Origin of the sequence: Pseudogracilibacillus sp. SO30301A (assembly GCF_037072025.1) — a bacterium.
In the GTDB taxonomy this organism is placed as follows: domain Bacteria; phylum Bacillota; class Bacilli; order Bacillales; family Amphibacillaceae; genus Pseudogracilibacillus.
In genome coordinates this window covers 1-21,124 of record NZ_JAXHDD010000046.1, presented here as the reverse complement: position 1 = coordinate 21,124, position 21,124 = coordinate 1, and the positions used below count along the sequence as shown (strand labels likewise).

Genomic DNA, 21,124 nt, shown 5'->3' with positions numbered 1-21,124 from the left:
TTATATACCCCCTACAAAACGTTGGCGGTTCAGGATTCTCTTAGGATCGTTCGCCAATTTTATTCCTTCTAATAAAACGAAGTAACCCGGTCTTTCCCCCCATGCGTCAATCGTTTCTCTCATCGCAAACGGCAAGTGTGTACCTACAACGTAACCACGATTTTCTTCAACTTTTGCCCGCAATGTTCTCGTATATGAAACAATACCTTCTGGAAAACCTTTAAGATATACTTTTGAAATTCCGTGTCCAACGCCACCGTGAGCTTCTACACTAACCCTACATTCATCAGCTAGCTTTTCAGCTAATTTAAGAATATTCACGACGTCTAGATTATTACTTCCGACCTTTAATGCAGCCTGTGTATTGGCTTCATTCTCTTCATCGTTATGTCCATTTGGCCCGATATGGCAGAAATCTCGCCACCATTTTCTTGCTTTTTCTTCATTTAATATCGTATGTTCAACACGAGAAGGTAGATTTTGTTTGATCCAATTTTCTTGTTTCAAGACCGCCTTTTCTCGATCTTCAAATGCAATCGCAAGCGTAAATTGTTTTTTGCCTGTTACATGTTCAGCAAGTGAAGGCGTCAAAAGTTCGAGAGAAACAGGTTCCATCATTGAATCAAGGATATGAACTGCAAAATTGCAAATTTGCTGCTCTGTCCCTTCAGGAAAATGAAGGAGAGATAATCCTTCATATTTTGGTAAAGGGCGAAGCTTGACTGTAATTTCACTAATGACACCAAGCGTTCCCATCGAACCGATGAAAAGCTTATTCATATCGTAACCCGCAACGTTTTTCACAACTTTTCCACCTGTACGAATGACTCTACCATCGGCGTATACAATTCTCGTTCCGATAACCAAATCCCTTGCCGATCCATAGAGAAGTCTTTTCGATCCACTGTCATTCGCCGCAATGATTCCGCCTATCGTTGTAAGTTCTGGCCAAGGGGTATCAAGCGCAACCCGCTGTCCGTGTTTTTCTAATTCATCAGAAATTTCTTTTAATGTTGTACCAGGTTTAACAGTTAACGTTAAATCGCCTACAGAATGTTCTACAATTCCTTTGTAGTTAGCAAGTGATAATAGAATATCCGCTTGCTCAGCAGAGCCGCCGTAACCCCGTTTTGTCCCACCAGCTATCACATTAACTGTCTTGTCATGTTTATGAGCATAAGTCAGTACTTTGGAAATATCCTCTTCAGAAAGGACTTCAATCAGTTGAATCCCGCCATTACCTAAAGGATGCTCTTGTTCGTTATTGTTTTTAATTTGTTCCTTTGGCAATATTTCTTCTAAATTTGAGGAAATCATGTTGCCTTACCCCCTAATCATTGCTAGTTTTCTACTTCATTTAAATGATTATTTAATAGTTTTTCAACATAAGTAAGGTGGCTAAACATTGTTTCGCGAGCTTTGACAGGATCTCTTGCTTTTATTGCGTCATAGATCGCAATATGCTGTTCCGCAATATCAGACGAAAGTTTCTCATCTGATAAAATAATCCGATGAGAGGCTATAATCCCTTTTTTTGTTGTTGTTGAAACGGTTTCCATAACGTCTACTAAAATCTCATTCCCACTTGCCTCCGCAATGGCTTGATGAAAACGATAATCCGCTTCCCAACCTTTTAAAGTTTTTGCGCTAGATAACTCGTCTAATTTCTCCTTCATTAATTGAAGTTGCTTTTCCGTCGCATTGATCGCGGCCATTTCAGCAATACCGACTTCAAGTATTCTTCTAACTTGATAAAGTTTCTTCATATCACTTTTTCGAACGAGTAATAAATCCGGGAGAAGTTGAGCCATATCAAAATGACAAACGAAAGTCCCTTCGCCTTGTTTTACATTGACAATTCCTTTTCCTTTGAGTGTTGTCAACGCGTCGCGAACAGCCGAACGCCCGACATCAAACATCTCACTTAATTCTCTAACGGAAGGTAATTTTTCCCCTGGTTGAACCTTATCTGAACGAATCCATTCTTCGATTTGTTCAACGACAATATCAGATACTTTTTTACCAGAAATTCTTTCAGCTTGGAGCATTTTACATAGCCCCCTTTTCTCTTCGATCAGGTTATCTGTTATCAGATATCTGATAAGTTGATTTATATTAAATCATAGTACAATAATAAAGTCAATTGTTAATTTTCAAAAAATTGTGTCAAGTACTTGTGGGAGGCTTGCATTTATCGTTGGACTTGGGGCAGGGATTGTTGGGGCAGCTGGAGCGTTTTTGCTCGTACCGATAATGCTTGTTGTCCTTAAAATTCCGACCCGGATGACGATCGCATCTTCGCTTGCTATAACCTTTATTTCCTCAATTGGTGCAACGATTGGAAAAGTTACAACGGGGCAAGTAGATTATTTTCCTGCTGTAATTATGATTATTGCGAGTTTAATAGCCGCACCACTCGGAGCTTCTGCTGGTAAAAAGGTTAATACAAAAATTTTGCAAATTATTTTAGCAGTTCTCATAGCTGCAACAGCAATAAAAATTTGGGTGGATATATTATAGTTCGGGAACGATGAGATAAAGGGTAATTTTATGAAGAGGAATAAATCAATTGAGGAAACAATCAATGATTTAGCAGAGAATTTGAAGGCTGAAAAGCTTGGCGTACTTTGGGAATTTGATATTAAGGAAACGTTACGATGATGAAGGAAACACAAAAATTGGAATGCCAAAACCTTCTGCTCTCATTCAAATGGTGGAAGATGATGAGTTGAAGGAGTTTGCTAAAAATATTGAGGATCGATTAATCGTTTGTATCGATAAAAGTAAGTAAAAAGCCATTCGTGGAGATACTTCGAATGGCTTTTTCGCTTTACCACTTCTTTGTTGGTAAAAATTTTTCCGTCCATTGTGATGACTAAGCAGTCGCCGTCCGGATGTTCTCTCCTATCAATGTCCATTATAAAATCAATTGTGCTCATAATACCGTCATCGAATTTTTCATGAATGATTGATTTCATAGATATTCCATATACTTGCATTACTTCTATAGAAGCGATAAATGAGTGGGTTAACCGGGAGAGATTCAACAAGTGAACCGCAATACGGAATTTCTTGTAAGGAGTTTGCGATTTCTTCATCGAGTTTTAGAAGTTCCACAAGTTTTCTCGCTTCGTCTTCGTCCATCGTTGCTTGTCCCTCAATTGCTGATGCCGTTCAGACGGGATGACGTCCGATTGCTTCCGCAAGTTCGTCAAAAGTTAGTCCCTTTTCTTTTCAAGATTTCTTCGGTTGCTGTTTCTTTTGTAATAAATTTTCTCATTCAATAGTAACCTCTCCTTCTGATATGTAAATGAATGAGCTATCTCTATAAGGAGTAGATCATAATTTCATATTGTCTGAAGCTATTTGTTTTTTTCTTCCAGTAGCTCAATAATTCTATCTAATTTTTTGTTAATTTCATTTGTGCTATTGTTTTGTGCGGATGCATTAGTGAGTGTACGCTTAACGAAAGAGTAAAGCGAAATGAAAAACATCAAAATAAGGGCAATAATGAGAATCGTAAAAAAGATTGAAATAATAGTATTTATCATTAATCCAAAGCACCTCCAGTTATAGATTATTGTAACACATGAGTTTAAGGTAGGTGAATCTCACGTTGCTATAAATTGTTTTATGGAAGTGATCAGGGGAACGCAAAGTAATCTTACGTTCCCTAAATCGATTCAGTCATGCAAGAAAGGTAACGTGAGTCGATCTTGTGTATTTGTTTTCATCTATTTTTCACAAAAGGTAATGAAAGGATCTTTTGAATAAAGATTGTGGAAAAAATTCGTCTGCATTTTTAATATACTGTGATATACATCACAGAATTAAATACGGAGAACGATTATCATTGTAAGCAAGTAGTATATAGGAACAAATATGTCATTTACAGCTAAAAATACGCTAGCTTATATTGTAATAATGTATCTACAGGTCTAGCGATCTATTTAAAGTAAATAAAATTGACTTTTGTTGCGGGGGAGACGTGTCTCTTAAAGTGCGTGTCCTCTTAAAGAATAGCTTGAGAAAAAATGAAGATGGTGAAGTAATTGTAGAAGAACTAAATGCTTCATATGACCGTTAGGAAAAAGAAGGAAATGAAGTGAAAGATTAGGATTTGGTACCGATTGACGAGCTCGTTGATCATATTACTTATTAACACCATGAATATTTAAAACAAGAACTTCCGGCACTAGGTGAGTTTGTTACAAAATTTCCCGCATCCACGGTGCGAACCACCCGCATTTAAAAGAACTTTATAAAGTATACAATGAATTTAAAACAGAGACTGAAGAACATACAATTAAAGAAGATACTGAGGTTATCCCATTAATTAAAGAATACGCACAGAATCCAAGTGAAGAACTTTTAGAAAAAATAAGAGTAGCAAACGGAGATTTAGAAGTCGAATATGATGCTACAGGAGATCTGCTTAAAAAATGCGTGAGATTATAAATGGATTTCAAGCACCTCCAGGCGCATGTGGATCTTACCATATTACGTATGATCGCTTAGTAGAACTTGAAACAGACATTTTCCAGCACGTACATTTAGAAAATAACATTTTATTTAAACGTTTATAATAAATGAAGAACTTGGAGTAACAAATTCCAAGTTCTTTTTAATTAATCAGCTATTTTAGTCATCGTAGCATATATAGATACTTTATTCTCACTAGTGTTTTTGAATCCGATTTGTTCTTCTGGGTCACAGTAGATTACATCTCCCTTTGTTACTTCGAATTCCTTTCCATCAACTAAAAGGGTCCCATTTCCTTCGATAACACATAAAAATAATTCACGTCTTGGATGGCTGTGGGATTTCATATGTTGACCAGGTAGAAAGTTGAGTACGAATGCAACGCTTTGTTTCGTTTTAATGATGTCTATTTTTGTAAACCTTTCTTCATTAAATTGCTGAGCAGAAGTAATTGTTTGGTTATTCATTCTTGATCCTCCAATTAAAGTATTAATTTAATATAGGAAATAGTAAAAGTTTATGTAGACCTAATTGTTATTTTTTATGAATTTTTTCGGGATATAATAAGCAATGGTTGCAGATAGAAAAGCCAAAAACAATGTGAGTAAAAAAGAAGAGTTGCTTTTAATAACTATTTCTTGTGATAAATTACCACTCATATGCCAAGCCTCTTCTATGTTCGGTTTATATGTAACTGTCAGAAAGAAACCGGAAAAAATGTGAGATAAAGAAAATAGTAATATAAAACTAATTGCAAAAACAATTAACTTTTTCATTAGTTGACAACTCCTTGGTTCAATTGCATCAGTTAATGTAATTTTAACACAATGTTCCATTAACTTAAATCTACTTAAAATAGGTTTACCTTTTAGTGGACCTGCAACAAGGACATGGGTTGTTCTATAACTTGTTTCAACATATTTTCGTTCGATATCAAATGGGAAAGATTCTAAATAATTTTCATAGTGTTCGGTAATAATTCTACTTCCTTCATCACTTTTAAAAATAGTTTCTGTTTCCAATAATAGCACCTCGAATTTATAAATAAACCTACTTTCATAATTTATTTTGGCATAAAATTCCAATTAAAAAATAGAACCTTTTGATTAAGATCCGACATTTAGTCATGCCTTCGCGCTCACCCGCACCTTTGCTCTCGATAGAAAAGGGGAAGAGCTCCCGTGATGTTCTCCCTCGTTCCTGTTCTCAGCCAAGTGTATATAATTATGACAATCATTAACTGATTTGTTTTCTTGTGTTATGTTTATTTCGTCTAATATTGGCCAGTATCAATGCTCCGAAACCAATGATGATTACTCTAGAGAAGATTGGGTATTTAGACGCTTTTACATACATACTGTTTGAGCGTTTCCAACCTTTATTTATTCCTCGCTCGTGTAACCCATAACCGGCTTGGTGAAGATTACTCTCTTCACGAGGTTTTGCAGGTATATTTGTATATTGGGTTGGTGGAATAAATCGTTCCATTAGTCTATCTGTAAAGCGGGGAAAGATTCTTCCAACAAGTTCTAATGCTTTTGCTTGTGTGCCGACATACATGTCTCTTTTTGGGTGTTCTGCTGCATAAAGAATTGCTTCAGCTACCGCTTTTGGTGGATAAAGCATGCCTTTGTGTATTGGCTGCTTGTCTAAATAACTGTGAGCATGTTGAGTATATGGAGTATCAATTCTACCAGGGTGGATAAGTGTTACAGAAACCGGTACATTATCTTTTTCTAACTCCATTCGTAAACTTTCTGTCCATCCGTGTACAGCAAATTTAGAAGGGGCATAAGTAGATTGAATAAGTGTGCCTCTATCTCCAAAGAGACTTCCAACATTTATTAAAGCACCAGGAAAACCTCTTTCTTTAAAATGTTTGACCGCTACCTTTGATCCGTACACCACACCCCAAAAATTCGTGTCAAACAATCGTTTCATATCTTCGTTACTTACATCCATTGCGTACCCAAAAATGGCTACTCCAGCATTATTTACCCAGGTATCAAAACGCCCAAATTCCTTTAAAGCTGTTTCGGCAATTTTGTTTACATCTTCCTCACGCCCAACATCTGCAGTTACATGAATTGCGGTATGACCATTCCCTCGTAATTCATTGACTAATTCCTTTAATGCTTCTTCATTTCTTGCCGCAACAACAACTTTTGCTCCTTTTTCTGCTGCTGTTCTTGCCGTTACAAGACCAATACCACTTGAAGCCCCTGTAATTACAATGACTTGATCTTTTAAATTCTTTAATTGCACGATAAATCCTCCTAACTTTCCAATTAAACTAGTTGTAGTATTCGTTTAATTCGGCAAAAAATGTATGTATAATTGTTAGGAGACTTTTTCCGATTAGGTGGCCGTTAATAACACTGCGTTATTCCTCCGGTTTTAAAACGACTAACTGATCCCCCTCATCAAATGCAAGTTTCGTTCGGTGGGTGATAAATATAATCTTATCATTCTTTTTCTTTACAAAAAGGGGTGTTGTATTTTCAGGCAATATTTTTTTGGTTATGTTGTTATCCTCATTGATGATAATTGTCTCGAGCGTATAATTTGTATTTATTTTCCGGTTCAACTCTGTAAAAATTGCATTTTCATCAAATAAAAGATGGGACTTCACTGCAGATGATAAGTTTTCCTGGTTCACACTCGATTCCGCCGGTGTTGGTAAAGAAAACGTGTTATGATAGCCAAATTCAGGTGCGAAGGATTGTGTAACAAGCACATTATATGCCGAATCAATCGTCATTGCTAGAATCGTATTATATGGAGAAAGATCAGCTTCAAATTGTGCGTGCTCCGATAAAATTTCTCCTTCATATGTTTCTATACCGTATTTTTCCGCTGGCCGTAGACGCCCTTTTGAGGAATCGACGATCAATACGGCAACATCCATTTCTTTTAACTTCTTAGAAAGAGCAATGGCGAAGCTGCTCGCACCAATGATGACAACGCCCTGTGAATCTTGATTAGATAGGCCAAGTTTTTTAGCTAAAGGTCCAAGTGTGAAGCCGTGTGCACAAACGGTAACGAACACAAGTGCAAATGTTAAAGCGGTTAATGTTGCGGCATCCTGGTAACCATCTTCTTCTAATATAGTTGCGAAATAACCAGCTACGGTAAGGGCAACAATTCCCCTTGGTGCTATCCAACCAATTAGTGTTTTTTCCGCTCTGGTAAGTTCTGTACCAATCGTAGGTAACCAGATGGAAAGCGGACGAACAACAAAAAGCATTACAAGCACAAAAGCAATGATCGGCCAAGTGAAGATTTGTGCAATCGTTTCTCGTGCGAGCGAAGCGGTTAATAATATAAATACAGTTGACGTAAGTAATACGGATATACCTTCAACAAAATGATGAATATTACCGATAGAGGAAACATGTTTTTTGGCTCTTCCAATAGTTAATCCCATGACTGTTACCGCGAGCATTCCCGTTTCATGCATAATCATTTCTGCAATTGTAAAACAAATCAATACGAAAGCTAAAAAGATTGGGGACTTTAGATATTCTGGGAACATCCCTTTATTTGTCATGATACTAATTATAAATCCGATCAAAAATCCAAGTACTCCAGCTAATAGAGCAGAGACAAAAAAGTTAAGTAAATAATCTGGCCCTAAGTCGGTATTTGTAATGACTTTGATTACTTCATAGGCAAAAAGGGCAAGAAGGGGTCCAGCAGGATCAACAATAATTCCTTCCCACTTTAAAACAGCTGCAGTCCGGGGTTGAAGCTTTGCATTTCGCAGTAATGGGATAATTACAGTAGGACCTGTAACAACAAATAAGCCACCGATAATAAAGGATACTTCAAGACTTAAGCCTGCAATATAATGTGCCGATAAGGAGCCGAAAATCCAAGCGATGAAAGCTCCTCCAGTAATTATCCGGAACACAGATTTTGAAACATCTTTTATTTCTCGAATATCTAAACTGGAGCTGCCCTCAAATAAAATAATTGCCACAGCAAGGGAAATAAGCGGACTATAAAGGTCACCTAGTGCTTCTCCAGGGTTAACAATTCCTAAAACAGGTCCGATAAGTAGACCGACAATTGACATGATTACAATGGACGGCCACTGGATTCGCCATGCAAACCATTGAGAAAAAATTCCGAGTCCTAAAACTGATACAATGATGATAAGTTCAAGATTTTCCATATAAATTTGCTCCCTTATATGCTACGTATAAATATAATGTTTACTATAACACTTTCTTATTTTCGTTGAAATTAATTTGTTACTTTTAATAAATTCAGACAAAATTGTTTTATAACAATATTCTTAATATAAGTTTTTAAAACTTACTAACTCAAAGATAGTGTAAATTGTTGTGGGTATTGTTTTTTTAAGAATTATTTTTTTAATAAACTTTCAACCTTTTCAATTGAAGTTGGAAGAATTGCTCTATATACTTCTAGTAAACTTGAAATAGTACACTCGTTTAAGTTACAAATGCGTGGTCTAACTCCACCCTCTTTAGACGGTATAAGCTTTTAGCCCTATCTTTTGTCTTCATTTGTCTATACTAGGGTATGAGGTAAAAGTATGGATGGATATAGAAAAAGTAGCCATGCGGTATATGATATCAAGTATCATGTTATTTGGGTAACAAACTACAGAAATAAAGTGGTTGCATGGTTCAATTGCAGTACGGGCAAGAGAGCTCATTAGACAAGGTTGAGAAGCAAGAAGAATTACTATCTTGCAAGGTAGTGTAGGCAAAGACCACATTCATTTATTACTGTCATGTCCTCCAAGTATGGCGCACAGCAAGGTTTTGCAATACCTAAAAGGTCGATCATCAAGATTATTACAGGATGAGTTTGCAGAACTAAAGAAAAGGTATTGGGGTCAACATTTATGGGCAAGAGGATATTTTGGTGCAACCGATGGGGCAGTGACAGCGGAAATAATAAGAAACTATATTGCCAATCAATTCAATGAAGGCTATGATGAAATCTCCAGAATTGATGAATGAGAGTTTAGTCACACTAAGGAATAGGCTTCACCTTATGAACCTTCAGCATGATTTCATCCTGAAGAGCGACTTTAGTCGCAGACATTTATCAAAATCCACCTGCTTTAGCAGGTAGTAGTTTAAGTGCGTGTTCAAAAAAAGGAGGATAAAAAGCTCCAAGAAGTTCAAGGCGGCGCAGTTTCGAACAGCGGAATGTATGCATTTAGATATATGAGCGAACGCTTCTAGCACGCAGAAAAAGTGCTTTCCTTTTTCAAGGAGCGGAGAAACAAGCATTCGTGCGAAATTTGCAGTGTCATTTTTACCGGACTTTTTGAACATCCTCTTTAAGAATGAATCATGGGGGAATGGATACATGTCAATAGGCACGGATCATATAAGAGCTAAGGAAAAAGGCAGTTTTTTATTGATTGTTGGGATCATGTTATTTGCATCTAATTTACGTGCACCATTAACATCTATTGGTTCATTGGTACCGGAAATTCGCGAAAGTTTAGGAGTGAGCAGTACGGTTATGGGAGCAATTTCCACTTTACCGCTGCTAGCCTTTGCATTTGTTTCACCATTTGCTCCTAAAATAGCGAATCGTTTCGGAATAGAAAAAACAATTTTCTTATCGATGATTATGCTGGCACTCGGAATAGTCGTTCGTTCTGTTACTGGTATTAGTGCATTGTTTATTGGCACAGCTATGATTGGAATAATGATATCGTTTGGGAATGTGTTACTACCAGGACTTATAAAAATGAGCTTTCCGTTTCAAATTGGTCTAATGACAGGTCTCTATGCGTTATTTATGAACATTTTTGGTGCCTTAGCTTCAGGCATTAGTGTACCATTGTCAAATAATTTTGGATGGCAAGTTGCATTGGGTGTATGGGTAATTTTAATCATCATTACACTTTTTATTTGGTATCCGCAACTTAAAAAAACTAAGCCTCAAATTCATTTGGAGTTAGCAGAAAAGAAACAGAAAACGAATATGTGGACTTCTTTTACTGCTTGGCAAGTGACCTTATTTATGGGCTTACAATCTCTCATGTATTTTACGTGTTTAACATGGTTGCCCGATATCTTACAGTCTAATGGATATTCATCCAATCAGGCAGGCTGGATGTTATCGCTCATGTTATTTGCTCTCATCCCGGTCAACTTTTTAATCCCGGTAATTTCTGATAAACTGAATAACCAGAAATTGTTAGGAGCTTTGACGGGAATTGTTTTTCTTCTTGGTACAATCGGTTTATTTAGCAGTCATTTTATTGTGACTATTATGTCAGCGGTATTTATCGGAATTGGCTGTGGTAGTGGCTATAGTTTATCGATGATGTTGTTTACATTACGAACTAAAAATGGCTACGATGCCTCAGAATTATCGGGGATGGCGCAATCTTTTGGCTATTTTATTGCTGCTCTTGGACCAATTATTTTTGGTGGGCTGCACGATTTAGTAGGAAGTTGGATTACACCACTTTTCATGCTATTAATTACTGGGATTATGATTTTAATAACTGGAGTGCTTGCAGGTAGGAAAGTAATTATAAATAACTAATAAGGCTATTTTGTGCCCTTTGCAGGATCAATATGAAAAAACGGTCACAAATTTTCGTTTACTATCCACAATAACAAACAATAAATATAAAATACTAAGAATATTTTCGAGGAAAATTAACCAAGCTTATTTTCCTTCCATATATAGGCAAAAAGTCATTTCTCAATAAATTTCTTTCTGATATAATTAAGGCATAAGTTGGCACGATTGAGGAGGGGTTTTATTGTCTGGAAGAGTCTGGTTTGGGTTATTTTTTCTTGTAATCGGTGTTGGTTTTTTCATGCATCAGGCGAATTTGTTAGATTTCACAGCAGTGCTATCTACTTGGTGGCCATTAATTTTAATTGTTATCGGTATTATTCAACTAGTTAATCGTACATATTCCTCGCCATTAACAGGTGTTTTGTTTATTATTGTTGGTGGCTTATTTTTAGCTAACCATTGGTTTGAAATGAATCTTGCAGCCTTTATTTGGCCGCTTGTAATCATTTTTATTGGTTTGGCTATTATTTTTACAAGAGGAGAACGGGGCAAAAAGGAGCATATGGAGCAAGACTTGAAAAATTTTTTGCTTTTTTCTGGTACGGAATTAAGGAGTCAATCGAAAGATTTTCGTGGTGGAAATGTAACCGCTATTTTCGGAGAGGCAGAAATTGATTTGCGTGAGGCGGAAATTTCCGACGAAGGAGCCACGCTTGATATAACCGCTGTTTTTGGTGGCGTCACTATCATTGTTCCTGAAAATGTACATGTTAAAGTTACTGGAAATCCTATTTTTGGTGGTTGGGAAGATAAAAGAAGACATCTAGGAGATGAGGAAAGTCTTTCGGTGTTAAAACTGAATTGCCTCGCTGTTTTTGGTGGTGTAGTGATTAAAAATTAAGTGAATAAAGATTTCTCATCAATTTCCGGATTAATTAGGATTGTTTTCATTTTGTGAAGAAAAGATGCTTCATTTGACTGGGGACTTCTATGTGTATCTCCCAAAACAAAGAGGGAAAATAGGGATCAGTTGTGATACATTGGTCGTTACATGCGTCAACCTGCGATTGGAATCAATCGTGGTAACAAGAAGCGTGAACGCTATCTTTAGAAGAGTTTTATTAGTCGTTTAATCCACTATATACCAGACGAACAGTTCAAAACGATTCGTCATTACAGAATATATTCCAGAATAAGTAAAAAGCAAGGATGTTTCTATGCAAAGGTTTTTTGTTTTAATGTGTTGTTTTGTTGTTCTTCTATTCTTTGTTAGTGCTTGCGAGAGTAAAGAAGATGATGAGGTAGACTATGGAGTGAAATTTATTAAGGCATTTTACAATGTTGACGATTCAAGTTTGGATGTGAATAAGATGAACGCACAACAACTCAATGATTATCAAAATAAATTTTCGACTTATTTCACGGAAAAGGAATTTAAAAATCTAGCAAACAAAAGATTTTTTCTAATACCGCAAGAGGTAGCAAGTAAACAAGGTAATGAAATTTTTGTACAAAACATTGTGTTAAAAAAACTGACCATGGTCAGAAAGAAAATAATTCATTCGACTTTGAGCATTCTTTTACTTTAGTATTTATGAATAAAGAAGGAGAAAATGACCGATATGCTATATCATTAAAAATACTGTTTTTAACCTATTCTAATAGTAGTATAATTTACCGAATAACCGTCCTAGATCTTTCCTTCGTCACATCCCAAAGCCTGTTAAACCACCATTTGTAATAATCAATCCGTTCCTTTAATTTTCCGTTTTCTGAACAAGTAAAGAACAACAAACTCAAAGCGCTCTTAAAAGTAGGGGATATGAATCTGATGATCTCTGATTCATTCCCCGGGATCGGATAAAACACCAACGAAGGAAACCGCTCAAGTATCTATTACAATTAATAATCCAGAGAAGGCAAAAGAGGTTTTTGATAAGCTAAAAGAGAAAGGGACAGTAACGATGCCCTAATTACTGAAATTTAAAAAATCACCTAAATAACAATGTGGTAATATCCAAAAAGAAGAACAGCCGAGTTTTCCCCTTTAACTCGGCTGCTCACTATTTATCGAAAATATTATGCACGAAACTCCATTTGTCATCATTAGTCAACTCATCGATAGAGACCTGTAAACCTCCACCTAAAAAGACGGTTCTACCTTTTATTGCAATGACCATAGCTTGGATAGGGGGAGTACTATCATTTTTTTGGTAAACGTCACCTATAATAGGCGTTATCGTTTCTAATGGAAATGTTTCCTCAACATCTTCCTCTTCTTCTATAGAAGTGTTGCCATTTCGGAGATCGATGATATTTGCACCTTCTTGAAGACCTGGAACCATGACCCAATATTCGTTATGTCGAATTCCATTTTGTTTATTACTAATAACGCCGTTCTCCTCAATGGAAGAAACCATTTCAATTGAATTCAGATGATGATGGTCGAGAGAATCCGGTCGCGGATTTATAACTAAAATATAATCGCCGACTTTTGCCCGGACATTTTTATTTATTGTATAGCGTTTGTGATTTGCAATGAAACTGTCGAGATGTTTTGGTCTATATAAATCAATTTCTTTTGCGGTTGAAAGAATTTGTTCTAAGTCGGCAAGACGAACTAGGTGAACAGATTGTTTGAAAAATGGTTTAACGGAATAAACTTTATGTAATTTGTTTTCGTAATAAACAAATTGACCTTTTCTTACGTTAAAAAGTTTCACTACATTACCTCCATTTTATAAAACATTTTTCTTTCTCGTTACTGGCATCCCTTCTTCTTTCAATCCTTTATGCAATGAAAACATAATGCAAATTAAAATAAATACAAATGGAAAAGCAGAAACAATCGAAGCGGTTTGAAGTGCATTAAGACCTCCAGACCAAAGCAACACTGCAGCTGCACTAGCTTGAATAAGTCCCCAAGTTAATTTTATTTTTAACGGTGGGTTAAGCATCCCATTCGTTGTCTGCATCCCAAGTACAAACGTTGCAGAGTCCGCCGAAGTGATAAAAAAGATACTGATTAGTATGATGGATAATACAGATGCCACCATACTAAAAGGTAGCTGATCAAGCGTTGAGAAAAGTGCAATTTCTGTATAATTACCTTGTTCCATTGCTGACCAAATACCACCGTTTTGGAACATTTCCATATGAATCCCAGTACCACCGAAAATGGCAAACCACAACGCACAAAAAGTTGTTGGAACTGCAAGCACTCCGATAACAAATTCCCGTATCGTACGTCCTTTGGATACTCGTGCAATAAAGGTTCCTACAAATGGCGACCACGCAATCCACCACGCCCAGTAAAAGATGGTCCAATCTTTAATCCAGTTACTCCCACCTTCATTAAATGGGGAAAGACGAAAGCTCATCTTTGGTAAAAACTCCACATAATTTCCAAGAGTTGTTGTAAATAAATTCATTAAAAAGGTTGTTGGGCCCGCAAATAAGAAGAAAAACATAAGTAATATAGCAAGAAATATATTTGCGTTACTTAACCATTTTATTCCTTTCCCGATTCCAGATATAGCAGATAATATAAACAAAATCGTAACTCCGATAATAATTATAATTTGTGTACTAAACTCATTTGGTATACTACTATTTAAGTAAGTGAGTCCTCCGTTAATTTGAATCGCACCAAGTCCAAGAGAAGTTGCGACTCCAAACACAGTGGCAAACACAGCAATAACATCAATAGTTTTGCCGATTGGTCCATTAACACCTTCACCGAGTAAAGGATAAAATATAGCACTTATCGTTCCAGGGGCATTTTTTCTAAATTTAAAATAAGCAAGTGCTAACGCAATTAGCGCATATATTCCCCAAGGGTGCAGTCCCCAATGGAAAAATGCAAAACGTAAGGCAGTTTCAGCAGCTTCTGCGGATTGAGCATCTCCCATGGGCGGGGCATAAAAATGGGAAACGGGTTCTGCAACTCCCCAAAAAACGAGTCCAATTCCCATTCCGGCACTAAATAGCATTGCGAACCAACTGAATGTACTATACTCAGGCTCATCATCGTCTTTTCCAAGTTTAATGTTACCGTATTTTGAGAATGATAGATAAATGGTAAAAAGTAAAATAACAGTAGCTGAAATAAGGTAAAACCAGCCAAAATGTTCTTGAAGAAAGTTTTGGGCAGTTCCCGAAACTACTTCTAAATTTTGTGGGGCAATTGCTCCCCATAAAATAAATAGAACAGCCAGAGTTACCGAAATAATAAAAACAGGAGTAAGTTTTTTCATGAAATCTCCTTCCAAATGAAACAGTATATGCAAAAAAAATTGATGGATTATATATTGCCCAAAATTAATAAAGATAAACAAAACAAGGTTCGGCAAATTGTTTTTTATTAAACTTTTCTCTAAGACGTTGGCGCAATAAGAAATACAATCCAGGATACAACACTTAAACATAATAACGAATAAGATTGAACAAAGTCAAATAATTTTTGATGAACTACGCTTGTTAAAAGAGTTAGGTATGTAACGATCCAACTGAAACAGAAGATCATCTGTAGTCATCAAAACATTAGCCGATGTTGTGATCAACATCGGCTTAAAGGCTTACATTTGCTTATATTGTGGCTCTTCCTGTTGAATGTATTGCAATCTTGAATTTAAGTTGTCAAGAATTGTTTGTTGTTGCTGTGCTAAATCTTGAAACATTTGTTTTACGTTTTGATCCTGTGTTTCTAATGCAAAAGTAGTAAAATTAGATACGAGGCTTTGACAACTTGCGATCGCCTGTTGCATTTGTGTACCTACAGTCATTTTAACTTCACCTCCTACTAGTATGTTTTCCATTCAAACATAATATATTGAAGGATATAATTAGAAAATGATGTAGGGTGACTTGGATTTTTCATTTGTTTTGTTGTCAGCTCAGCTTTTAAATAAATGGTTTCTTAAAAAAGAAAAAACCCGTGTGACTTAAACGGATTCTTATGGATCAGATGTTTTTTGTACAGGACATTCCCTGCGTTTAGTGTAACATTTTGATTACAGTATATAACAAGTCATAATTTGGATTGTCCTATTGGAATTGTATAAAAAACGGGTAAGAAAATTAAAAGAATGGTTGACAGAAATGATAACTACTCATATAATTGATTGCAAGTGGTAACTTGCATTATTTTGGAGGGAATCCATTTGAAACTTTCAACAAAGGATAGAATTATTGAAGCAACGGTTGAACTTGTTAATGAAAAGGGGTATAAAGGAGCGACAACGAGAGAAATTGCAGAAAGAGCAGGCTTAAACGAAGTTACCTTATTTCGCCATTTTGGAAATAAAAAAGGAATTGTGGAAGCAGTAATACAAAAATATGCATTTGTTGATTTACTCGAAAATACATTTAAAGATAAAGTTATTTGGGAAGTGGAAAAAGATCTAAAAATGCTAGTAAGGGAATATCAATTTTTACTCGAACAAAAGAAAACAGTGATTTTACTAAGTATAAAAGAAGCAGGAGAATTTCCAGAATTAGATGCATTAATGAAATATATTCCACAAAAGTATATAGAAATATTGAAAAATTATTTTGAAAAAATGGTTGAAAAAGAAAAAATAAAAAAAGTAGATCCAACTATTGTCGCTACAAACTTTGTTTTTATTAACTTTGGCTATTTCTTAATGAAAACAAGAATTAATCCAGGGGAAGAAGAATATCCGATCGATAATTTTATTGAAAAAAATATAGAATTTTTTATTCAATCACTACAATAATTTTTTTTACACATTAAGCAAGTGAGTGCTTACTTTAAAATGGGAGGGATTAATTTGAAATTACTCAAAGATTTTTTCAAACAAAGAGAAACATTATTAGGTATTTCAGCGGCTGTCGCCTTTCAACTTATTTTCGTTATTGTCTGGTTAACAGGTTATGATGGTGTCTATGAGCGAGTTGATCAATTTACAATAGGTGTTATAAATGAAGATTCCGTACTAGGAGAGAAAATAACAAGTGAATTAAAAGACAACATCCCATTTCAGGTAACAATGTATGAGGAATTACCTCAAGCAAAGCGGGAGTTAGATGAAAAAAGTATTAATATGCTTATCCATCTACCTAATGAAATGACTAAAAACATACAAGCCAATGAAAATACTCATATCGATTATTATATTAATCAATCGGTTCCAACCTTAACAAAACAAATGATGGAAACATCAGCAAATAAACTGAATGAACAAGTTAATTGGCAAATTAACGAAACAATAAATATACAATTAAAAGAAACAATCCCGCAAAAGATAGCGGCCGAGTCCTCAAACGAAGAAATTATCGAGGAAGTAGCAAGTCAAGCAGTGATGATGATGCAAGAGAACAGCCAGATTAGTCCTGTACAAATGAACGTGATGAAAACCAATGATAAAGAAGGATTTGTCTTTTCAATGGTTCCGTTGTTAATCGTATTAGCTTCTTATATTGGTGCTATGCTTATTAGTCAGCATTTGCAATTTTCAGATGCAAAGTTAAAAAGTAATTATAATAGATTTGCACTTTTTACTGGAAGACAAATCATTAATGTTCTGGTGGCAACCACTATATCATTATTAACAGTTTGCCTAATGAATTTGTTTAAAATCGAAATTGATCATAACTTTTTCGCTTTATGGGGATTTCAAGCTATTTTAATGTTTAGTTTTTTAACGTTATCTCAAGTTTTCGTAATGTTATTTGGCAATCTTGGCATGATCTTTAATATTGCCTTAACAGCAACGCAATTAGTCAGTTCAGGGGCAATCGTCCCTCGTGAATTATTGTCTTCTTTTTATCAGGGGCTTGGTAGCGTTCTGCCAGCGACATATGGAGTGAATAGTTATTTTAGTTTAATTTATGGCGGGGGAGATCTTGCTTCTGATCTGAAATATTTATGGATTATTATCAGTACTTTATTAATCATTGCGCTCGGTGTACAAACGGTATATTATCTATGGGAAAGATTTCAACTTCATAAATCGCCTACCGTAAAAAACTAAAAAATTAATTCTCATAACGTTCACTGAAAAGAAAGGCATGATATACATACCTATGATCAATATCAAGCTTCCGTACCTCAAAGAATGGAATAAATGACTGCTCCTAAAGATATAAATAAAAATATGAATCATGTTGGTCGTGGTAGTATTTTTAAAGCAATAGCATCCACTAGAAACCTATCGTAAAGTTAAAAAGAAAAAGAGGAAAATTTTTTATCAGTTATGTTACCGCTCACTCTTTCATTGAAACAAGCCGACTATAAGCAGGCGTGTAAAGCAAACATGGCTTGATTTTACAACTTCATTAAGGCAATGGAGGAGGGTTCTTTTAACCCTCTTTCCCTCCTATTTTCTGATTATCTAATTATGTTGTTTCTTACCCAAAAACTTGCCCGCCATTTACGTGTAATACTTGCCCAGTTACGAAACGTGAATCATCGGATGCTAAATAAACAAAGGTAGGTGCAAGTTCGAATGGTTGCCCTTGACGATCCATAGGGTTTCCAGCAAGGGTAACTTGATCGGCGGAAAAACTTGCTGGGATAAGAGGAGTCCAAATTCGTCCAGGAGCAATTGCATTCACTCGAATCCCTTGACTGATTAAACTTCTTGCTAGTGCTCTGGTGAATCCTACGTTTGCACCTTTTGTAGCAGAATAATCAATTAATTGATCGTTCCCATCAAATGCGACAACAGAAGTGGTGTTAATGATTGAATCCGCAGCATTTAAATATTTTAGTGCAGCTCTAGTCGTGTAAAAATGAGAATAAATATTTACTTTGAACGTGTTATCAAATTGCTCATCAGTGATGTCGAGTAAGCTTAGTTGTTGAAATTGAATGCCGACATGGTTGCAAAGAATATTGAGCTTACCGAAATTGGTGACAGTTTTTTCAACGATATCAATACATTGTTGCTTTTTACGGAGATCACCAGGTAGTAATAGGCAGCGTTGACCTAGTTCTTCGATTCTATTTTTTGTTCGAATCGCATCTTCATGTTCATCTAAGTAAGCAATCGCTACATCTGCTCCTTCTTTTGCAAAGGCAATTGCAGCTGCAGCACCCATTCCACTATCCCCACCAGTAATTAAAGCTGTTTTTCCATTTAACTTTCCTGAGCCTTGATAATTTGGATTTTCTATTATTGGTCGGGGCACCATTTCCCTTTCGATTCCTGGCTGGCGAAATTGGCGTTGTTCTGGAACGGTTAATGCTATCTCTTGAAATTCAGTTATTTTACCGTAATTTGGGTACAGAGGGTATTGTTCATTGTCATTGACCATTTATAAGTCCTCCTAGATAAATCATTGTCTATTTAAAGTATGTATTTTGGGCGAAAGTGTGCCTTAAGTTACCTTACAGGAAAAATTGAATAAGATAACTGAGAAAACTTAATTGAGGAGGATATTTACGATGAATTTGTTTTATTACAATCCAGAAGTCAGATTTTTATTAATTAATCAATCTTCTGAGAGGGTAGAAGTGTTGTATAATGAAAGTGCTAAAGCGTTTGAGTTACCTTTAATAGGGCCTAGACCACCTTATTATGCGTATCCGATATATCAAGAATACTACCCGATTATTTAAGGTTCTATGGTATAATGAACGTAAAAAACAACTGACCCTCGCTTGCATCTGCATTCGGGGGGTTTTACATAAAGGGGATTAAAATGCTGAATAATCATCCTAAAGTTCCGTTTTCGGTCAATAAATGGGTGTATGTTTTAAACAGTATATCAATTATTTGTATAGTTGGTTCAATTATATACATTGTTTTTGCATATCAACATTTATCTGATACGATTCCGATTCATTTTAATACGCAGGGAGATGCAGATAATTGGGGAAGTAAAAACACTGTTTTTATCATGCCTGGAATCACAATTATATTATTTGTAGGAATATATTTCCTTAGCAAGTTTCCGCATTTTTATAATTACACGGTTGAAGTTACAGAAGAAAACGCTCCACGTATTTATACAGAGGCTAACCTTTTCATGACGATCATAAACTTAGAGATTGTACTTATATTTACGCTAGCTTCTGTTGATATAACGGGCGACTTTTTAGGAGTGTGGTTTGTTGGAGTAGTATTTGGCGTGCCACTTGTTACGCTTGTGGTATTTGCTTTAAGGTTAGCGCAATTAAAATAAATGAGGTGATATTTTGGACAAGACAATGTTAAAAAAAGACTTGGAAGCTGTTACGCAAACAATCTATTATGATGTGGAAGATAATTTGCGTGAGAAAACAAATGATCCAGAAGCAGTATTAGACTTTCTTAAACAAGTGGAGGAGTTATTGGCGAACAATAGGGAGGACTCTTATCAGTTGTGTGGAATTTTGGGAAATCTTTATCGAATACTGGAGAAGCCGAAAAAGGCAATTGATTATTTGGAACGAGCACTCAGAATTGCCAATGAAAAACATGATTGTGAGAAAATTGCAGTTACTCTTATTCGTTTGGGCGAGGCGTTAAAATATAATGAAAAACATCAGCAAGCGATGGAGTGTTTTGATCAAGCAATGGCACTTATACATAAAAATAAGTTGGACAACTATTTAGATTTTGCCCTACAACATAAAGGGAAATGTTTACTAGAATTAAAGCGTTATGAAGAAGCGGAGCAATACCTTCTGAAGACGCTGAAATTAAGAAAACAGAAAGAGGATGCGACATTGATTGACTCGACCGAACAGGTCTTGAAGTATATGAAGGAGATTTTATGAAATGTGGAGCAAACCGCTTTCAGGTTGAAATAGAAGTTGATGGGAGATCAAGTCTGTCCTTGCAAGAACGCCCACTGAAGCAAGGAAAAAATTCGAAAAAAATATGGAACTAAAACTCATACTATCTCGATTAGTGAAGAGAACAACTTATATTTAATCGAAATATGTGCAAGTTACTTCCAAACAGCACATATCCCTCCGAACCGGCACATTTTTCCGAAATTGGCACATATCCCTCCGAACCGGCACATTTTTCCCCGAAATTGGCACATGTCCCTCCGAACCGGCACATTTTCCCCGAAATTGGCACATATCGCTTTAAACCGGCACATCTTGGTCTTCTGTCAAGAAAACGGACACTTTTTTAACGGGAATTTTATTGTA

The 21,124-nt window shown here is 35.8% G+C and carries 24 protein-coding genes and 3 pseudogenes; 14 read left to right on the top strand and 13 right to left on the bottom strand.

Features of this window, described 5'->3' with window-relative positions:
- The gene (locus SPD89_RS17220; RefSeq protein ID WP_336263181.1) at nt 1-1,317 is read right to left on the bottom strand and encodes an FAD-binding oxidoreductase; all 1,317 of its coding nucleotides are present in this window, start codon (nt 1,315-1,317) and stop codon (nt 1-3) included.
- Nucleotides 1,318-1,340: 23 nt separating this feature from the next.
- Nucleotides 1,341-2,048, bottom strand: coding sequence for a FadR/GntR family transcriptional regulator (locus SPD89_RS17215; protein WP_336263180.1), 708 nt, complete (start codon nt 2,046-2,048; stop codon nt 1,341-1,343).
- A 136-nt stretch (nt 2,049-2,184) separates the two neighbouring features.
- Between SPD89_RS17215 and SPD89_RS17210 the strand changes: the two are divergent.
- Together SPD89_RS17210 and SPD89_RS17205 are read left to right on the top strand one after the other, a co-directional pair.
- A pseudogene (locus tag SPD89_RS17210) lies at nt 2,185-2,520 on the top strand (TSUP family transporter); the annotation flags it as partial.
- A gap of 115 nt (nt 2,521-2,635) precedes the next feature.
- Nucleotides 2,636-2,791, top strand: a complete 156-nt coding sequence (locus SPD89_RS17205; protein WP_336263191.1) for a hypothetical protein — start codon at nt 2,636-2,638, stop codon at nt 2,789-2,791.
- Here the strand turns inward: SPD89_RS17205 and SPD89_RS17200 are convergent.
- The 3 genes from SPD89_RS17200 to SPD89_RS23185 form a co-directional block, all read right to left on the bottom strand.
- Nucleotides 2,742-2,978 (bottom strand): cyanase, encoded by a 237-nt coding sequence (locus SPD89_RS17200; protein ID WP_336263179.1) that lies wholly within the window; start codon nt 2,976-2,978, stop codon nt 2,742-2,744. The genes SPD89_RS17205 and SPD89_RS17200 overlap by 50 nt on opposite strands.
- A complete protein-coding gene (locus tag SPD89_RS17195; RefSeq protein WP_336263178.1) occupies nt 2,959-3,144 on the bottom strand; it encodes a hypothetical protein in 186 nt (61 codons plus the stop codon). The genes SPD89_RS17200 and SPD89_RS17195 overlap by 20 nt, the downstream gene beginning before the upstream one ends.
- Before the next feature lie 218 nt (nt 3,145-3,362).
- A complete protein-coding gene (locus tag SPD89_RS23185; protein WP_442961189.1) occupies nt 3,363-3,551 on the bottom strand; it encodes a DUF4083 family protein in 189 nt (62 codons plus the stop codon).
- Between the two features lie 437 nt (nt 3,552-3,988).
- Here SPD89_RS23185 and SPD89_RS23180 point away from each other — a divergent pair, with 437 nt between their 5' ends.
- Nucleotides 3,989-4,087 carry a hypothetical protein gene (locus tag SPD89_RS23180; protein ID WP_442961188.1) on the top strand — a complete coding sequence of 33 codons (99 nt, stop codon included), beginning with the start codon at nt 3,989-3,991 and terminating at the stop codon, nt 4,085-4,087.
- Nucleotides 4,088-4,442: 355 nt separating this feature from the next.
- A complete protein-coding gene (locus SPD89_RS17190; protein WP_336263177.1) occupies nt 4,443-4,586 on the top strand; it encodes a hypothetical protein in 144 nt (47 codons plus the stop codon).
- Between the two features lie 42 nt (nt 4,587-4,628).
- Here SPD89_RS17190 and SPD89_RS17185 read toward each other — a convergent pair whose 3' ends face one another.
- The 4 genes from SPD89_RS17185 to SPD89_RS17170 all read right to left on the bottom strand — a co-directional run bounded on the left by SPD89_RS17185 (nt 4,629) and on the right by SPD89_RS17170 (nt 8,659).
- Nucleotides 4,629-4,949 carry a cupin domain-containing protein gene (locus SPD89_RS17185; protein ID WP_336263176.1) on the bottom strand — a complete coding sequence of 107 codons (321 nt, stop codon included), beginning with the start codon at nt 4,947-4,949 and terminating at the stop codon, nt 4,629-4,631.
- A 60-nt stretch (nt 4,950-5,009) separates the two neighbouring features.
- Complete coding sequence (locus SPD89_RS17180; RefSeq protein WP_336263175.1) at nt 5,010-5,504, bottom strand: hypothetical protein; 495 nt, start codon at nt 5,502-5,504, stop codon at nt 5,010-5,012.
- Between the two features lie 214 nt (nt 5,505-5,718).
- The gene (locus SPD89_RS17175; RefSeq protein ID WP_336263174.1) at nt 5,719-6,747 is read right to left on the bottom strand and encodes an SDR family oxidoreductase; all 1,029 of its coding nucleotides are present in this window, start codon (nt 6,745-6,747) and stop codon (nt 5,719-5,721) included.
- 118 nt (nt 6,748-6,865) lie between these two features.
- On the bottom strand, nt 6,866-8,659 hold the full coding sequence (locus tag SPD89_RS17170) for a cation:proton antiporter (RefSeq protein WP_336263173.1): 1,794 nt from the start codon (nt 8,657-8,659) through the stop codon (nt 6,866-6,868).
- 387 nt (nt 8,660-9,046) lie between these two features.
- On the opposite strand from SPD89_RS17170, the pseudogene tnpA reads away from it, so the two are divergent.
- From tnpA to SPD89_RS17150, 5 genes and pseudogenes are all read left to right on the top strand, one after another.
- Nucleotides 9,047-9,479, top strand: a pseudogene (gene tnpA / locus SPD89_RS17165) (IS200/IS605 family transposase).
- A gap of 355 nt (nt 9,480-9,834) precedes the next feature.
- Nucleotides 9,835-11,031 carry a CynX/NimT family MFS transporter gene (locus SPD89_RS17160; RefSeq protein WP_336263172.1) on the top strand — a complete coding sequence of 399 codons (1,197 nt, stop codon included), beginning with the start codon at nt 9,835-9,837 and terminating at the stop codon, nt 11,029-11,031.
- Nucleotides 11,032-11,254: 223 nt separating this feature from the next.
- The gene (locus tag SPD89_RS17155) at nt 11,255-11,914 is read left to right on the top strand and encodes a LiaF transmembrane domain-containing protein (protein WP_336263171.1); all 660 of its coding nucleotides are present in this window, start codon (nt 11,255-11,257) and stop codon (nt 11,912-11,914) included.
- An 85-nt stretch (nt 11,915-11,999) separates the two neighbouring features.
- Nucleotides 12,000-12,214, top strand: a pseudogene (locus tag SPD89_RS23175) (IS91 family transposase); the annotation flags it as partial.
- Nucleotides 12,215-12,230: 16 nt separating this feature from the next.
- Nucleotides 12,231-12,602 carry a hypothetical protein gene (locus SPD89_RS17150; protein ID WP_336263170.1) on the top strand — a complete coding sequence of 124 codons (372 nt, stop codon included), beginning with the start codon at nt 12,231-12,233 and terminating at the stop codon, nt 12,600-12,602.
- Nucleotides 12,603-13,076: 474 nt separating this feature from the next.
- On the opposite strand, the gene SPD89_RS17145 is transcribed toward SPD89_RS17150, so the two are convergent.
- From SPD89_RS17145 to SPD89_RS17135, 3 genes are all read right to left on the bottom strand, one after another.
- Nucleotides 13,077-13,736: a hypothetical protein gene (locus SPD89_RS17145; RefSeq protein WP_336263169.1), complete on the bottom strand. Its 660-nt coding sequence runs from the start codon at nt 13,734-13,736 to the stop codon at nt 13,077-13,079.
- 15 nt (nt 13,737-13,751) lie between these two features.
- Entirely contained in the window at nt 13,752-15,269 is a 1,518-nt protein-coding gene (locus tag SPD89_RS17140) for a glycine betaine uptake BCCT transporter (RefSeq protein ID WP_336263168.1), read from the bottom strand.
- A gap of 321 nt (nt 15,270-15,590) precedes the next feature.
- Complete coding sequence (locus tag SPD89_RS17135; RefSeq protein WP_336263167.1) at nt 15,591-15,797, bottom strand: DUF1657 domain-containing protein; 207 nt, start codon at nt 15,795-15,797, stop codon at nt 15,591-15,593.
- A gap of 378 nt (nt 15,798-16,175) precedes the next feature.
- Between SPD89_RS17135 and SPD89_RS17130 the strand changes: the two genes are divergently transcribed.
- Together SPD89_RS17130 and SPD89_RS17125 are read left to right on the top strand one after the other, a co-directional pair.
- Complete coding sequence (locus tag SPD89_RS17130) at nt 16,176-16,751, top strand: TetR/AcrR family transcriptional regulator (RefSeq protein ID WP_336263166.1); 576 nt, start codon at nt 16,176-16,178, stop codon at nt 16,749-16,751.
- Nucleotides 16,752-16,805: 54 nt separating this feature from the next.
- On the top strand, nt 16,806-18,008 hold the full coding sequence (locus tag SPD89_RS17125; protein ID WP_336263165.1) for a YhgE/Pip domain-containing protein: 1,203 nt from the start codon (nt 16,806-16,808) through the stop codon (nt 18,006-18,008).
- Between the two features lie 376 nt (nt 18,009-18,384).
- Here SPD89_RS17125 and SPD89_RS17120 read toward each other — a convergent pair whose 3' ends face one another.
- A complete protein-coding gene (locus SPD89_RS17120; RefSeq protein WP_336263164.1) occupies nt 18,385-19,293 on the bottom strand; it encodes an SDR family oxidoreductase in 909 nt (302 codons plus the stop codon).
- A 130-nt stretch (nt 19,294-19,423) separates the two neighbouring features.
- Here SPD89_RS17120 and SPD89_RS17115 point away from each other — a divergent pair, with 130 nt between their 5' ends.
- From SPD89_RS17115 to SPD89_RS17105, 3 genes are all read left to right on the top strand, one after another.
- Nucleotides 19,424-19,597: a hypothetical protein gene (locus tag SPD89_RS17115; RefSeq protein ID WP_336263163.1), complete on the top strand. Its 174-nt coding sequence runs from the start codon at nt 19,424-19,426 to the stop codon at nt 19,595-19,597.
- 83 nt (nt 19,598-19,680) lie between these two features.
- Entirely contained in the window at nt 19,681-20,163 is a 483-nt protein-coding gene (locus tag SPD89_RS17110) for a DUF1648 domain-containing protein (protein ID WP_336263162.1), read from the top strand.
- 13 nt (nt 20,164-20,176) lie between these two features.
- Nucleotides 20,177-20,740, top strand: a complete 564-nt coding sequence (locus SPD89_RS17105) for a tetratricopeptide repeat protein (RefSeq protein WP_336263161.1) — start codon at nt 20,177-20,179, stop codon at nt 20,738-20,740.
- Nucleotides 20,741-21,124 lie beyond the last annotated feature (384 nt).

Coding starts and splice junctions, on each gene's coding strand:
- SPD89_RS17220 (WP_336263181.1), bottom strand. CDS start 1,317: ATGATTTCCTCAAATTTAGAAGAAATATTGCCAAAGGAACAAATTAAA.
- SPD89_RS17215 (WP_336263180.1), bottom strand. CDS start 2,048: ATGCTCCAAGCTGAAAGAATTTCTGGTAAAAAAGTATCTGATATTGTC.
- SPD89_RS17200 (WP_336263179.1), bottom strand. CDS start 2,978: ATGAAATCAATCATTCATGAAAAATTCGATGACGGTATTATGAGCACA.
- SPD89_RS17195 (WP_336263178.1), bottom strand. CDS start 3,144: ATGGACGAAGACGAAGCGAGAAAACTTGTGGAACTTCTAAAACTCGAT.
- SPD89_RS23185 (WP_442961189.1), bottom strand. CDS start 3,551: ATGATAAATACTATTATTTCAATCTTTTTTACGATTCTCATTATTGCC.
- SPD89_RS17190 (WP_336263177.1), top strand. CDS start 4,443: ATGCGTGAGATTATAAATGGATTTCAAGCACCTCCAGGCGCATGTGGA.
- SPD89_RS17185 (WP_336263176.1), bottom strand. CDS start 4,949: ATGAATAACCAAACAATTACTTCTGCTCAGCAATTTAATGAAGAAAGG.
- SPD89_RS17170 (WP_336263173.1), bottom strand. CDS start 8,659: ATGGAAAATCTTGAACTTATCATCATTGTATCAGTTTTAGGACTCGGA.
- SPD89_RS17160 (WP_336263172.1), top strand. CDS start 9,835: ATGTCAATAGGCACGGATCATATAAGAGCTAAGGAAAAAGGCAGTTTT.
- SPD89_RS17150 (WP_336263170.1), top strand. CDS start 12,231: ATGCAAAGGTTTTTTGTTTTAATGTGTTGTTTTGTTGTTCTTCTATTC.
- SPD89_RS17140 (WP_336263168.1), bottom strand. CDS start 15,269: ATGAAAAAACTTACTCCTGTTTTTATTATTTCGGTAACTCTGGCTGTT.
- SPD89_RS17135 (WP_336263167.1), bottom strand. CDS start 15,797: ATGACTGTAGGTACACAAATGCAACAGGCGATCGCAAGTTGTCAAAGC.
- SPD89_RS17120 (WP_336263164.1), bottom strand. CDS start 19,293: ATGGTCAATGACAATGAACAATACCCTCTGTACCCAAATTACGGTAAA.
- SPD89_RS17115 (WP_336263163.1), top strand. CDS start 19,424: ATGAATTTGTTTTATTACAATCCAGAAGTCAGATTTTTATTAATTAAT.
- SPD89_RS17110 (WP_336263162.1), top strand. CDS start 19,681: ATGCTGAATAATCATCCTAAAGTTCCGTTTTCGGTCAATAAATGGGTG.